The sequence below is a fragment of the Micromonospora avicenniae genome, assembly GCF_900156065.1.
Taxonomy (GTDB): Bacteria; Actinomycetota; Actinomycetes; order Mycobacteriales; family Micromonosporaceae; genus Micromonospora; species Micromonospora avicenniae.
Map to the genome: position 1 here is coordinate 1 of NZ_FTNF01000019.1, position 12564 is coordinate 12564.

Sequence of the window (12564 nt, forward strand, 5' to 3'; positions counted from 1 at the left end):
CCGCAGTACGCCACCACCGCGTTCCTGAAGGGTTTGAAGCAGGTCGACGGCTGGCACGACATGCCGCTGACCCAGGCCGCCCAGACCGTGCAGGTGTCGGCCTACCCGGACGCCTACGCCCAGTGGGAACAGCAGGCCGCCGACCTCGTCGGCCACTACTGGAACAGCTGACAAACCCACACAAGCACACAGGCACGAGCGTGAACCGCTGGCCGGCACCCGAACCCGGGTGCCGGCCAACGGCATACCCGGCCGATCCCAGGAGACCGAGCAACGACGGCGCCGGCACACGCCCCGAGCGGACGCAGCGGCGCACCCAACGCACAGCCGGGCCAGCGGTCCATCCGCATACCGCCAGCGCCCGGCGCACTGACCCGCAGATCTTGGACAGTTGCCGATCAGCGCGAACCGAAACTGTCCAAGATCCGCGAGCGAGCAGAAGAACGCCACCCCGGGCCGTCCGACCACTCGCCCGCCCGCTTCGACACCAACGGCTGGGCGCGTCTCACTCGACACCAACGGCTGGGCGCATCTCAGCCCGCGGCCTCCATTCTCGGTCCCGCGAGACGACACCGGACGCTCGCCGAACGCGACCAGGCCCCGGCAACCGGTGCGTATCGGGGTGCAGAGCAGGCGGTCGACAAGGCGCCGGCCGGCCCCCACGGGTGGGGGCCGGCCGGCGGCGGAGGGGTCGGCGCTCAGGTGGCGCTGATGGTGCCGGTCATCAGCAGCGCGAGGACCAGCGTGCCCAGGGCCACCCGGTACAGCACGAAGAGGTACAGGGTGTGGTGGGCTACGTAGCGCAGCAGCCAGGCGATGGCGGCGTACCCGATGCCGAAGGCGATGATCGTGGCCACGATCAGCATGGCGACGGTCGGGGCCGCGGTGCCCGGCGCCGCGGGTTCGAACACGTCCCCGAGGCTGAACACGCCGGACAGCACCACCGCCGGGATGGCCAGCAGGAACGAGTAGCGGGCCGCCGTCTCGCGGGTGAGGTTGAGCAGCAGACCGGCGGTGAGCGTGCCGCCGGACCGGGACACCCCCGGGATCAACGCCATGGCCTGGGCGAAGCCCATGACGATGCCGTCGCGCATCCGGAAGTTCTCCAGGGCGCGGGTCTGGCGGCCCCAGTACTCGGCGAAGGCGAGCACGAACGCGAACACGATGAGCGTCGTGGCCACCAGCCAGAGGTTCCGGCCGGCGGTACGGATCTGGTCCTTGAACAGGAAGCCGAAGATCCCGATGGGGATGGTGCCGACGATCACGTACCAGGCCATCCGGTAGTCCAGGCTGGAACGCACCGAGCTGTCCCAGATCCCGACGACCCAGGTACGGGTTATCCGCCAGATGTCCTTGGCGAAGTAGATCAGTACGGCCGCCTCGGTGCCGAGCTGGGTCACCGCGGTGAACGACGCGCCCGCGTCCCGCCCGAAGAAGATCGCGGAGGTGATCCGCAGATGCCCCGACGAGCTGACCGGCAGGAATTCCGTGAGCCCCTGGACGATGCCCAGGACGATGGCCTCGACCCAGGTCACTCGCCGACTCCAGCAATGTCCAGCGCCTCGGCGACGGTACGCAGGGTCTGCACACCGCTGTCCCGGTCGGCCACGAACAGGTTCACCGACAGCGTGGTGACGCCGGCGGCCGCGTACTCCCGCATCCGTTCGGCGATGCGCTCCTTCGGCCCGAGCAGCGACGTACGGTCGATGAGCTCCAGCGGCACCGCGGCGGCGGCGTCCCGTTGCCGCTTGGCCAGGTAGAGGTCCTGCACCTCGCGGGCCGCGTCGCCGTATCCCATGCGCGTGGCCAGCTGGTTGTAGAAGTTCTGCTTCCGGCTGCCCATGCCACCGACGTAGAGCGCCGCGTACCAGCGGACCAGCTCGGCGCAGGCGGCCACGTCGTCGCCGACGACCACCGGCACGGACGGCACCACGTCGAAGCCGTCCAGTTCCTTACCGACCCGCTCCCGTCCGGCGCGCACCGCGGCGAGCTGCTCCTGCGCGAACTCGGGGGCGTAGAAGACGGCGAGCCAACCGTCGGCGATCTCACCGGCGAGCTCGAGGTTCTTCGGGCCGACGGCGGCCAGGTAGATGGGTATGTGGTCGCGTGGCGGATGGAAACTCAATCGCAGCGCCTTGCCCGGACCGTCGGGCAGCGGCAGAGTGTAGTGCTCGCCGGCGTACGCGACCTCCTTGCGGGCGACGGCCAGCTTGACGATGTCCACGAACTCGCGGGTACGCGCGAGGGGCTTACCGAAGCGGACGCCGTGCCAGCCTTCGGAGACCTGCGGCCCGGACACCCCCAGGCCCAGCCGGAACCGGCCGCCGGAGATGGTGTCGATGGTGGCGGCGGTCATCGCGGTGGCGGCGGGTGTGCGCGCGGGGATCTGCATCACCGCGCTGCCGACATCGATCCGTTCGGTCTGCCCGGCGATCCAGGCCAGCATGCTGGGCGAGTCGGAGCCGTACGCTTCCGCCGCCCACACCACCGAGAAACCCAGCCGCTCCGCCTCCTGAGCGAGGGCCAGATGATCGGCTGGTGTGCTCCACGCCGTCTGATATCCGAGGCTGAGCCCGAGTCGCAATGGTCCTCCCCCATCGGCTCCACAGGTCGCATCAGGTTACGCAATGCCGATGACGGACTGGATCACCGGCTCACCGAAAAGGCGGTGGGGTGGGCGGATTCGGACGTTGAGGCGGCAGGAACACCGGCAGAACCCGGTAGACATGAACGGAGCGAGGATATCGGTTGCGCCGTGTTCGAAATAAGGTTCACCCATGCAACAGCGACCGCTCGGCCGAAGCGGGTTGGCGGTTTCGCGGCTCGCGCTCGGCACCATGACCTGGGGTCGGGACACCGATGCCGACGATGCGGCCGCCCAGCTGAAGAGTTACCTCGACGCGGGCGGCAACCTGATCGACACGGCCGACGTCTACGGCGACGGCGACGCCGAGTCGGTGATCGGGTCGCTGCTCGGCACCCTGGTCCCGCGCGACGAGCTGCTGATCGCCACGAAGGCGGGGCTGCGGCCGGGCAACGGCCGGCGCCGTGACAACTCCCGGGGCCATCTGCTGCGTACGCTCGACGCCTCGCTGCGTCGCCTCGGCACGGATCACGTCGACCTGTTCCAGGTGCACGGCTACGACCCGGACACCCCGCTGGAGGAGACCCTGGCGGCGCTCGACCACGCGGTGGCCAGTGGCCGGGTGCGGTACGTGGGGGTGTCGAACTTCTCCGGCTGGCAGACCGCACGGGCGGCGGCCTGGCAGGCGGCCTGGCCTGGGCGGTCGCCCGTGGTGGCCGCGCAGGTGGAGTACTCGCTGCTGGAGCGGGGCGTGGAGCGGGAGGTGCTGCCGGCCTGCGACGCGCTCGGCCTGGGTGTGCTGCCCTGGTCGCCGCTCGGGCGGGGTGTGCTGACCGGCAAGTACCGGCACGGCCGTCCGGCCGACTCCCGCGCCGCCTCGCCGCACTTCGAGCGGTTCGTCGCCACCTATCTCGAGCCACGCTGCTCCAGCATCGTCGAGGCGGTGGCCACGGCGGCCGGCGGGCTGGGTGTCTCGCCGCTGGAGGTGGCGCTGGCCTGGGTACGGGACCGGCCCGGCGTGACGGCTCCGATCCTCGGCGCCCGTACGGTCGGCCAGTTGCTCGGCGCCCTGCAGGTGGAGCGGATGACGCTGCCGGAGGAGATCATCACGGCGCTGGAGGACGTCTCGGCGGTGCCGGTCGGCTACCCGGAGCGCGACAGCTGACAGGCGAACCGGCCACGGCGCCACGGGCGGGCACGAACCCCCTGCGGCAGCGGTCTCGATCACCCGGCAGGGGGTGGCGGAGCGCCGCCGGCCTGGGCAGCATAGGGCACATGGACTACGAATACGCACCGCTGCGGTTGCCACCGAACGTCGACCGGCTGACTGCCGCGACGCAGCTGGCGATCCAGGCGGAGTTCTCCGGATGGGAGTTGGCCCGGGTGCGGCTGTTCCGGGACGGCACGCGGCAGGTGATGCTGCGCCGTCGCCGGGTCAACCAGCCGCAGCCGGGTCTGTCGTACTGACGCCGACCCGCCACGGCGTACGCCCCGGGGCCCGTGCCGCACGGCCGGGCCCCGGGGCGGTGCCGCCTAGTGGACGTGATCGTGCTCGTCGTCGAGTTCCAGGAACGGGTGCTCGTCGAGGCGCCCGATCAGCCGGTCGTCGGCGGCCGGCTGGAACGGGCCGACCGCGTCGTCGTCCTCGAACGACTCCAGGTCGACCGGGGTGCCGACCTCGCTGACCATCACCACCCCGTCGAGCGGCTCCAGCTCCGGGATGTCCAGCGCGCCGAGCGAGCCGTCGCCGCTCTGCAGCAGCTCCAGCACCGCCTCCCCGACCCCCTCGACCGGCGCCGGCTCGTCGTCCTCGGGCGTGCTGTCGCGCCGGGCGGCCTCGGCGACCCGCATCAGCGCGGCGATGCTGGGCACCCGGTAGTCGCGGCGCTGGCGTACCGAGATCACCCGCGGGTACGGGTCGGTGGCCTCGACGTTCTCCGTGGCGCCGCCGAAGCGCGCGTCGGCCTCGTCCGGGTCGATCGCCTCGACGTCCCACGGCGTGACTTCACCGAAGGCGTCCAGGAGCCGCTCGTCGTAGGCGTGGGAGGCGTTGTTCAACTCGACGTACGCCTGCCAGACGTCGTCGTCGTCTATGCGACCGTCGGCGGCGATTACCGCGGACAGGTGACGCCGGGCTGCGTCGATCACCCGCTCGAGAGCGGAGTCCAGCTCACCGTGCTGGTCGGTCATGCGTGGTGTTCCCTTCACGATGGGAGGTGCCGCGCGGGCGCAGCAACCGAAGACGGGTCAGCAGGTACGGAGGAACCGGTCGAGAACCCGCACGCCGAACTGTAGCCCGTCCACCGGAACCCGCTCGTCAATGCCGTGGAACAACGCGGAGAAGTTCAGATCGGCCGGCAGGCGCAGCGGGGCGAAGCCGAAGCAGCGGATGCCGAGCTGAGCGAAGGCCTTCGCGTCGGTGCCGCCGGAGAGCATGTACGGCACCGGGTGCGCGCCCGGGTCCTCGGCGCGCAGCGCGGCGGACATCGCGTCGACCAGGTCACCGTCGAAGGTGGTCTCGATGGCGGGCTGGCGCTGGATGTACTCGATGTCGATGTCCGGCCCGATCAGCTCACGCAGCTGCGCCTCCAGCAGCTCCGACTGGCCGGGCAGGCTGCGGCAGTCGATGGTGGCGGTGGCCCGGCCGGGGATGACGTTGTCCTTGTAGCCGGCGGCGAGGCGGGTGGGATTGGCGGTGTTGCGGATCGTGGCCCCGATGATGTTGGCGATCGGACCGAGCTTGGCGATCGCCGCCTCCGGGTCCTCCGGGTCCAGCTCGATGCCGAGCAGCTCGGAGACCTCCTCGAGGAAGGCTCGCACGGTCGGGGTGACCACCATCGGGAAGCGGTGCCGGCCGATGCGGGCGACGGCTTCGGCGAGGGCGGTGACGGCATTGTCGTCGTGGACCATCGAGCCGTGCCCCGGGCGGCCCTTCGCGTGCAGCCGCAGCCAGTCCACTCCCTTCTCGGCGGTCTCGATCAGGTAGAGCCGCCGGGCGTCGTCGACGGAGTAGGAGAAGCCGCCCACCTCGCCGATCGCCTCGGTGCAGCCGTCGAAGACGTCGCGGTGCTGCCGGGTGAGCCAGTGCGCCCCGTAGTCGCCGCCCGCCTCCTCGTCAGCGGTGTACGCGAGCACGATGTCGCGGCTGGGGCGTACGCCGGTGCGCTGCCAGTGCCGCACGACGGCGAGCACCATCGCGTCGAAGTCCTTCATGTCGATCGCGCCGCGACCCCACAGGTAGCCGTCGCGGACCTCGCCGGAGAACGGGTGCACCGACCACTCGTCCGCGTCGGCCGGCACCACGTCGAGGTGGCCGTGCACCAGCAGGGCGCCCCGGCTCGGGTCGGTGCCGGCGATCCGGGCGACGACATTGGCCCGACCGGGGGCGGACTCGTGGATCTGGGTCTCGACGCCGACCTCGGCGAGCTTCTCCGCCACGTACTCGGCGGCGGCGCGCTCGCCCGCGCTGGTGTCGTTGTCGCCCGTGTTGGAGGTGTCGATCCGGAGCAGGTCGCGGCAGAGGTCGACGACCTCGTCGGTGGGTACGGGTCGGTCGGAGGTGGCGTCGCTCGTCATCGCTTCTTCATACCAGCCGCGGTGCCCGGCGGATTCCCCGCGGGCGGGTCGGCGGTATCGCGCCACCACGTCCGACGCGGGCGGGGCACGCGGCGGTTTCGCGCCGTGTGGCGCCGGGTACCGCCCGCCCGCGACCGCACCTCCCCCGAGCACGCCCCCCGGCCAGACGAGGAGAGCACGATGACCGTCCCCCTGCCGCCGTTGCCACCCACCCCCGACGAGGGCTTCCGGCCCGGTGGTCGCAGCATCGCCGACATCGTCGAGCACGAGCACCGGCAACTGCTGGACCTGCTCGAACGGCTCCCCGGGCCCGGCTCCGTCGCCGACGAGCAGCTGGCGGTGCTGACCGCCGCGTTGTCGCGGCACCTCTCCGCGGAGGAGCAGTACCTGCTGCCGGCGGTACGGGCGGCGGTGCCCGCCTCTGCCGTACAGGTGGACCGGACCCTCGACGCGGACGCCGCCCTGCTCGGCGCCCTACGGACGCTGGCCAAGGACGGGCCCGGCGAGGTGGCCGGGCGGGTCCACCGGCACGTGGACGAGGTGGGCACACTGATCGCCGCCTTGCGTGCGGCGGCGACCGAGGAGGAACTCATCCGGCTCGGCAACCGCTTGGAGATCGCCGAGGAGGCCGCGCCGACCCGGCCGCATCCGGACACCCCGGCGACCCCTCCTTGGAACCGGGTCGTCGAGCCGGCCCTGGGCGTGGTGGACAAGGTCCGGGACGCGGTGACCGGCCGGCCGACGCACCTCGCCGACCTTCCGGACGAGCCACGCGACTGATCGGCGACATTCATCCATAATCGCCGATCCATCTGGCTCTTCCCCAGGCCGGAGCGGGGTCATACCGTCACGGTATGAATCTGGAGCTGCGACACCTTCGGGTGGTGTGCGCCATCGCCGAGACGGGAAGCGTGACCAAGGCCGCGTCGACGCTCGGCCTGGCCCAGCCGGCGCTCACCGCCCAGCTCCAACGCATCGAACGCACACTGGGCGGACCGCTCTTCGAGCGGGACCGTCGCGGCGCTCGGCCGACCGCCCTCGGCGAGTTGGTGCTCGCCCGGGCACGGGTGCTGCTGCCCGCCATGAAGGGGTTGCAGGACGAGGCGGCCCGTCTCGCCGGGGCCGCGGACGCGCCGCGGCGGTACCGGTTCGGCGGGGTGAACAGCCCGATCCTCGGCCGGCTCGTGCACCGGCTCGCGGCCGAGCAGCCGCAGGCGCAGATCACCATGTACGCGTCCTGGTCGGTGGACGAGTTGGCGCAGCTGGTCGTCGGCGGCCGGCTCGACTTCGTGCTGACCGGCGTCTGCGGCGACTCCAACCCGTCGGCCGAGTTCGGGCTCAGCTGGCGGGAAGTCTCGATCGACCCGGTGCTGGTGCTGCTGCCGGAGACCCACCCGCTGGCCGACCGGGACGAGGTCCAGCTCGTCGACCTGCGCCACGAGCAGTGGGTGGCGGCGCCGGGCGACGGCTGCTTCGGAGACTGTTTCGCCGCCGCGTGCGCCCGCGCCGGCTTCACACCCCGCAAGCTGTACGAGACGGACGTACGCGGTTGCGTGGACCTGGTGGACGCCGGCGAGGCGGTGGCGCTCTGCCAGGCCACGTTCCGCCCACCCGCGGGGCTGGTCACCCGCCGGCTGGCCGGGGTGCCGCTGCGCTGGCGGTTGATGTTCGGCTGGCATCCCGACTCCCCCGCGGCCCGGGTCGCCGAGCTGGTGCTGCGGACGGCGCAGGCCGCGTACGACGACTCACTGACCCCACACCCGGCGTACCTGGCCTGGCTGGTGGCCAACCCGGAGTTCGGCGTCCGCCGGTCGGGCGCTCCCGGCCCGGTCGCCGACGCGAACAGGGTGCGAACGGCGTAGCGACGGGTATCACGGCCCCATGACCGACGCTTCCGCCGCCGCAGACGACCGTGACCTGCTTCGCCGCGCCGCCGCCGCGCACACCGCCGCCGCCCAGGACGTCGAGGCGTTCCTGCGCCGGCTTCCCGAGGTGCCCGGACCGGCGGAGTTCACCGAGTACGCCAACCTCGTCACCCGGGAGGAGCAGATGCGCGCCGACCGGGAGGCGGCCGCCGACGCGGCCGGCCTGACCATCGCCAGCCTGGAGTCCGACCAGGGCACCTGACCCACCCCCACCCCACCCGCCCCCGGGGGCACCCGGCCGACGGTCGGCGGGGAACCGGGTGGGGTGGCGGTGGGTGCGTGGGTGCGGGGTGGGGTCAGCGTTCCACCAGGATGTCGTGTCCGAGATCCAGCAGAGAGTGCCGCCACTCGTCGTCGGCGTTGCCGCGCGGCGGCCGGGCGTCCACCAGGGACTGGATACGGTCGACGGCGTCCCGCATCACCTCGATGTCCTCCGGGGTGAGGTCCACCTTCCGTTTGGTCAGCACCCGCAGGATGTGCCGCCCCGGCTCCGGCAGGTTGAGGTCCGGGTCGGGGCCGAACGCCTCCTCACCCGAGCCGCGGGTCAGCAGCCACTGTCGCAGCTGTTCGGACGGGACGTTGACCTGCGCGTGGAAGTCGTCCCAGAGCACCTCAACCTCGGGATCGAGCCGCTGCTCGCGTACCATCAGGTCTCCTCTCCGGGTGGCGGCCCGGACGCCTCCGGGTCTGCCTCGTCGTCGGTCTTGCGGCGCCAGCCTTCCGCCGGCATGCGGACCCGAGCCGGGTTGGCCGTGGGTCGGGCCTGGATCGGCTCGGCGTGCTCGGACTCCTCCCGCGGCTCCTCCGTCTCCGGAGGCTTCTCCGTCTCGGGCGGACGCTCCGGCTCGGGCCGCTCCGGCCGGCTCATCGCGGATGCGACGTCGTGGCCGCGGTATAGCCTCGCTCGCCGGCGGCGACGTCGAAGGTGAGCGCACCGTCGCGGGCGTCCACAGTGACCTTCTGGCCGGGTGAGATGTCCGACGCCAGCAGCATCCGGGAGAGCTGGTTGTCCACCTCGCGCTGGATCACGCGGCGCAGCGGGCGGGCCCCGAACTCCGGCTGGTAGCCGTGCTCGGCGAGCCAGTCGATGCCGGCGGTGGTGAAGTCCACCTCGATGTCCTGGGCGTGCATCCGGCGGCGGGTCTCCTCCAGCAGCAGCTCCGTGATCTGACGTAGCTGCGCGGCCTCCAGCCGACGGAAGATGATCACCTCGTCGATGCGGTTGAGGAACTCCGGCCGGAAGTTCTCCTGGAGCCGGCGCATCAACCGTTCCCGCAACTCGTCGCTCTCCTGCTCGCTGCCGGGCTCACCCGCGCCGAACCCGACGGCACGCTGAGTCCCGGTGATCAGTTCCGAGCCGAGGTTGCTCGTCATGATCAAAACCGTGTTCTTGAAGTTGACGGTGCGACCCTGGCCGTCGGTGAGCCGCCCGTCGTCGAGCACCTGGAGCAGGATGTTGAACACGTCAGGGTGCGCCTTCTCGATCTCGTCGAGCAGCACCACCGCGTACGGGCGGCGGCGTACCGCCTCGGTGAGCTGCCCGGCCTCCTCGTAGCCGACGTATCCCGGAGGCGCGCCCACCAGGCGGCTCACGGTGTGCCGCTCCTGGAACTCGCTCATGTCCACCCGGACCATCCGGTCCGACTCGCCGAAGAGCGCCTCCGCGAGGGCGCGGGCCAGCTCGGTCTTCCCCACGCCGGTCGGGCCGAGGAAGAGGAAGCTGCCCATCGGCCGCTCCGGGTCGGCCAGACCGGTCCGCGAGCGGCGGACGGCCTCGGCGACCGCGGAGACCGCGTCGTCCTGCCCGACCACCCGCTCGTGCAGGTGCCCCTCCAGACGCAGCAGCCGGTCCCGTTCCTCCTCGGTGAGTTGGGCGACCGGGATGCCGGTGGCACGGGAAACCACCTCGGCGATCTCCTGCGGCCCCACCTCGGGCACCTGCGAGCCGCCGGTGCCGTCCTCGCCGTGCGCCCGGCGCACCTGATCCTCCAGCTCGGCGATCCGGTCGCGCAGGGCGGAGGCGCGTTCGTACTTCTCGTCGGCGACCGCCTGCTCCTTGTCCCGGCGCACCTCGTCGAGCTGCCGCTCCAGGTCCCGCACGTCCGCGGCCGGGGTCCGGGTACGCAGCCGCACCCGGGCGCCCGCCTGGTCGATCAGGTCGATCGCCTTGTCCGGCAGGAACCGGTCGGTGACGTACCGGTCGGAGAGCTCGGCGGCGGCGATCAGCGCCTCGTCGGTGAACCGCACCTGGTGGTGCGCCTCGTACCGGTCGCGCAGCCCGCGCAGGATGGCAACGGTGTCGTCGACGCTCGGCTCGGGCACCAGCACCGGCTGGAACCGCCGGGCCAGCGCGGCGTCCTTCTCGATGCTCTTGCGGTACTCGTCGAGCGTGGTCGCGCCGATCACCCGCAGCTCGCCACGGGCCAGCGCCGGCTTGAGCATGTTGCTCGCGTCCATGCCGCCCTCGCTGCCGGCGCCACCCGCGCCCACCAGAGTGTGGATCTCGTCGAGGAAGATGATCAGCTCCTCCCGGTGGGCCCGGATCTCGTCGATCACCTTCTTCAGTCGTTCCTCGAAGTCGCCGCGGTAGCGCGTGCCGGCGACCAGCCCGGCCAGGTCCAACTGGATGACCCGCTTACCCAGCAGGGTCTGCGGCACGTCGCCGTCACAGATCCGCTCCGCCAGGCCTTCGACGATGGCGGTCTTGCCGACGCCGGCCTCGCCGATGAGAACCGGGTTGTTCTTCGTCCGCCGGGAGAGGATCTCCACGGCCTGCTCGATCTCGTCGGCGCGGCCGATGACCGGGTCGATCTGGTCGTTGTGGGCCAGGTCGGTGAGGTCCTGCCCGTACTGGTCGAGGGTCGGCGTGCCCCGGTCCGGCCGCGGGCCGGTCATCGGCCCCCGCTCGGCGTTGGCGGCCTGCAACGACTCGGGCTGGATCCGCCCGGCGGCGAGCATCCGGCCGGCCGGTGACTCCGGGTTCAGCGGCAACGCCATCAGGATGTGCTCCGGGCCGATGTAGTTGGCGCCCATCGCGCGGGAGAGTTGGTGGGCGTCGAGCAGCGCCCGCTTCGCCGCCGGGGTGAGCGACAGGTTCGGGGGCACCTCGCCTCGGGGCGCCCCGTCGCCGCGCCCGCCCAGCGCGTTGAGCAGGGTGTCGGGGTCCGCGCCGGCCCGCCGTACCAGGTCGCGCAGTGGCTCGCGCTGCAGCGCCGCCCAGAGCAGGTGGTCGGTGTCCAGGTCACTGCTCTGCCGTTGCGCCGCGCGCCGTGCCGCGTCGGCCAGCATCTCCCGCGCGTCGGCGGTCATCAGCCGGGTGATGTCGACCCGGTGCGGCGGTCGGCGCCCACCCTCGCCACGGCCGAAGTACCGGGCCAGGAACTCGTCCCACGGGTCGGTGCCGAAGTCGCCGGGTCCCATCATCTCTGTCCTCCGCAGTCGCGCGCGACGGTCGGCAGGGGCTACCCGGCGGTCGGCCCGACAAACGCCGCGAGGGTTCCACCGGGGCCGGGCGTCCGCCTTCTCGTTCCGGACCCCGGCCCGCCGCGCGCCGACGCGCCGGGAGCCGCCCGCCGACACGTCGGAAGCCACCCGCGACGCGCCGGGAGCCGGCATCGCCGGAGCGGTGGGCGGCCGGAATGGCAGGCTGTGGCCATGGACGTACGGCCGCTGCTGATCGTGGACGCCGCGAACGTGGTCGGCTCGCGCCCGGACGGGTGGTGGCGGGACCGGGCCGGGGCGACCGCCCGGTTACGCGACTCGCTCGCCGGGGTGGGCGAGGTCGGGGTGCCCCCGCAGCTGCTGCCGCCGGTGCTGGTGGTGCTGGTGGTGGAGGGCCGCGCCCGGGACGTACCGGCCGTGCCGGGGGTCGAGGTGGTCTCCGCCCGGGGATCGGGCGACGACGCCATCGTCGACCTGGTCCGGGCCGCCCCGCAACGCCGGCGCATCGTCGTCACGGCCGACCGTGAGCTGCGGGAACGGGTCGCCACGGAGGGTGCGGAGGTGTACGGACCGCGCTGGCTGCTCGACGCCGCGGAGAACCGGCGGACGGGGCCCGCGATGGAGACGCAAGATGCCTCCAGTGTCCCGCCAATCGGACTCCGGGCGCTTCAGGGTGACAAGCGGTCACCGGGGCAGGAACACTGACAGGGCGGATGTCTTCCCGCCGTACGGATAGGCTCTAATGAAGGCCTCCCTGCCCCCAGGAGGTACCCCCGTGGCGAGCGTCGCCGAGCTCAAGGCCGCCATCGACGTTGCACTGGAACAGATCGGCGACGGCCAGAGCGCCGTCCAGGCCGCCGGCGAGAAACTGGCCGAGGCGCAGCAGACCCTGGCCGGAGCGTTGGAGGGCAGCGAACACGAGACGGTCAGCGCGGCACAGGCCTCGCTGACCCAGGCCGGCCAGGAGCTGGAGGAGTGCCTCGCGGCCACCCTGGTGGCCGTCGAGCAGGCGCAGCTCTACGTCGCGGCCCTGTAGGC

Annotated in this window: 13 protein-coding genes and 1 pseudogene; 7 read left to right on the plus strand and 7 right to left on the minus strand. The window is 72.2% G+C overall.

The window, feature by feature from the left end:
* Window positions 1-698: 698 nt before the first annotated feature.
* Both BXA10_RS23660 and BXA10_RS23665 read right to left on the minus strand, forming a co-directional pair.
* The gene (locus tag BXA10_RS23660) at window positions 699-1535 is read right to left on the minus strand and encodes an undecaprenyl-diphosphate phosphatase (protein WP_076473028.1); all 837 of its coding nucleotides are present in this window, start codon (window positions 1533-1535) and stop codon (window positions 699-701) included.
* Window positions 1532-2584: an LLM class F420-dependent oxidoreductase gene (locus BXA10_RS23665; protein WP_076473029.1), complete on the minus strand. Its 1053-nt coding sequence runs from the start codon at window positions 2582-2584 to the stop codon at window positions 1532-1534. The genes BXA10_RS23660 and BXA10_RS23665 overlap by 4 nt, the downstream gene beginning before the upstream one ends.
* 193 nt (window positions 2585-2777) lie before the next feature.
* Between BXA10_RS23665 and BXA10_RS23670 the strand changes: the two genes are divergently transcribed.
* On the plus strand, window positions 2778-3749 hold the full coding sequence (locus tag BXA10_RS23670) for an aldo/keto reductase (RefSeq protein ID WP_076473030.1): 972 nt from the start codon (window positions 2778-2780) through the stop codon (window positions 3747-3749).
* 110 nt (window positions 3750-3859) lie between these two features.
* Entirely contained in the window at window positions 3860-4051 is a 192-nt protein-coding gene (locus BXA10_RS23675) for a DUF5703 family protein (protein WP_076473031.1), read from the plus strand.
* Between the two features lie 66 nt (window positions 4052-4117).
* Here BXA10_RS23675 and BXA10_RS23680 read toward each other — a convergent pair whose 3' ends face one another.
* Window positions 4118-4774, minus strand: a complete 657-nt coding sequence (locus BXA10_RS23680) for a hypothetical protein (RefSeq protein ID WP_076473032.1) — start codon at window positions 4772-4774, stop codon at window positions 4118-4120.
* 57 nt (window positions 4775-4831) lie between these two features.
* Window positions 4832-6160 carry a M20/M25/M40 family metallo-hydrolase gene (locus tag BXA10_RS23685; RefSeq protein WP_076473033.1) on the minus strand — a complete coding sequence of 443 codons (1329 nt, stop codon included), beginning with the start codon at window positions 6158-6160 and terminating at the stop codon, window positions 4832-4834.
* A gap of 180 nt (window positions 6161-6340) precedes the next feature.
* On the opposite strand from BXA10_RS23685, the gene BXA10_RS23690 reads away from it, so the two are divergent.
* From BXA10_RS23690 to BXA10_RS23700, 3 genes are all read left to right on the plus strand, one after another.
* The gene (locus BXA10_RS23690) at window positions 6341-6940 is read left to right on the plus strand and encodes a hemerythrin domain-containing protein (RefSeq protein ID WP_076473034.1); all 600 of its coding nucleotides are present in this window, start codon (window positions 6341-6343) and stop codon (window positions 6938-6940) included.
* A 74-nt stretch (window positions 6941-7014) separates the two neighbouring features.
* Window positions 7015-8022: a LysR family transcriptional regulator gene (locus BXA10_RS23695; RefSeq protein WP_076473035.1), complete on the plus strand. Its 1008-nt coding sequence runs from the start codon at window positions 7015-7017 to the stop codon at window positions 8020-8022.
* 19 nt (window positions 8023-8041) lie between these two features.
* The gene (locus tag BXA10_RS23700) at window positions 8042-8287 is read left to right on the plus strand and encodes a hypothetical protein (protein ID WP_076473036.1); all 246 of its coding nucleotides are present in this window, start codon (window positions 8042-8044) and stop codon (window positions 8285-8287) included.
* A gap of 94 nt (window positions 8288-8381) precedes the next feature.
* Here the strand turns inward: BXA10_RS23700 and BXA10_RS23705 are convergent, their stop codons facing one another.
* Genes BXA10_RS23705 through BXA10_RS23715 form a run of 3 tightly spaced genes read right to left on the minus strand, consistent with a single transcriptional unit; the run spans window position 8382 to window position 11508 of the window.
* The gene (locus tag BXA10_RS23705) at window positions 8382-8732 is read right to left on the minus strand and encodes a DUF3140 domain-containing protein (RefSeq protein ID WP_076473037.1); all 351 of its coding nucleotides are present in this window, start codon (window positions 8730-8732) and stop codon (window positions 8382-8384) included.
* Window positions 8732-8953, minus strand: a complete 222-nt coding sequence (locus BXA10_RS23710; protein ID WP_076473038.1) for a hypothetical protein — start codon at window positions 8951-8953, stop codon at window positions 8732-8734. The genes BXA10_RS23705 and BXA10_RS23710 overlap by 1 nt, the downstream gene beginning before the upstream one ends.
* Window positions 8950-11508: an ATP-dependent Clp protease ATP-binding subunit gene (locus tag BXA10_RS23715; protein WP_076473039.1), complete on the minus strand. Its 2559-nt coding sequence runs from the start codon at window positions 11506-11508 to the stop codon at window positions 8950-8952. The genes BXA10_RS23710 and BXA10_RS23715 overlap by 4 nt, the downstream gene beginning before the upstream one ends.
* 231 nt (window positions 11509-11739) lie before the next feature.
* Here BXA10_RS23715 and BXA10_RS23720 point away from each other — a divergent pair.
* Window positions 11740-12108 (plus strand): annotated as a pseudogene (locus BXA10_RS23720) (hypothetical protein); the annotation flags it as partial.
* Window positions 12109-12301: 193 nt separating this feature from the next.
* Window positions 12302-12562: a hypothetical protein gene (locus BXA10_RS23725; protein WP_076473040.1), complete on the plus strand. Its 261-nt coding sequence runs from the start codon at window positions 12302-12304 to the stop codon at window positions 12560-12562.
* Window positions 12563-12564 lie beyond the last annotated feature (2 nt).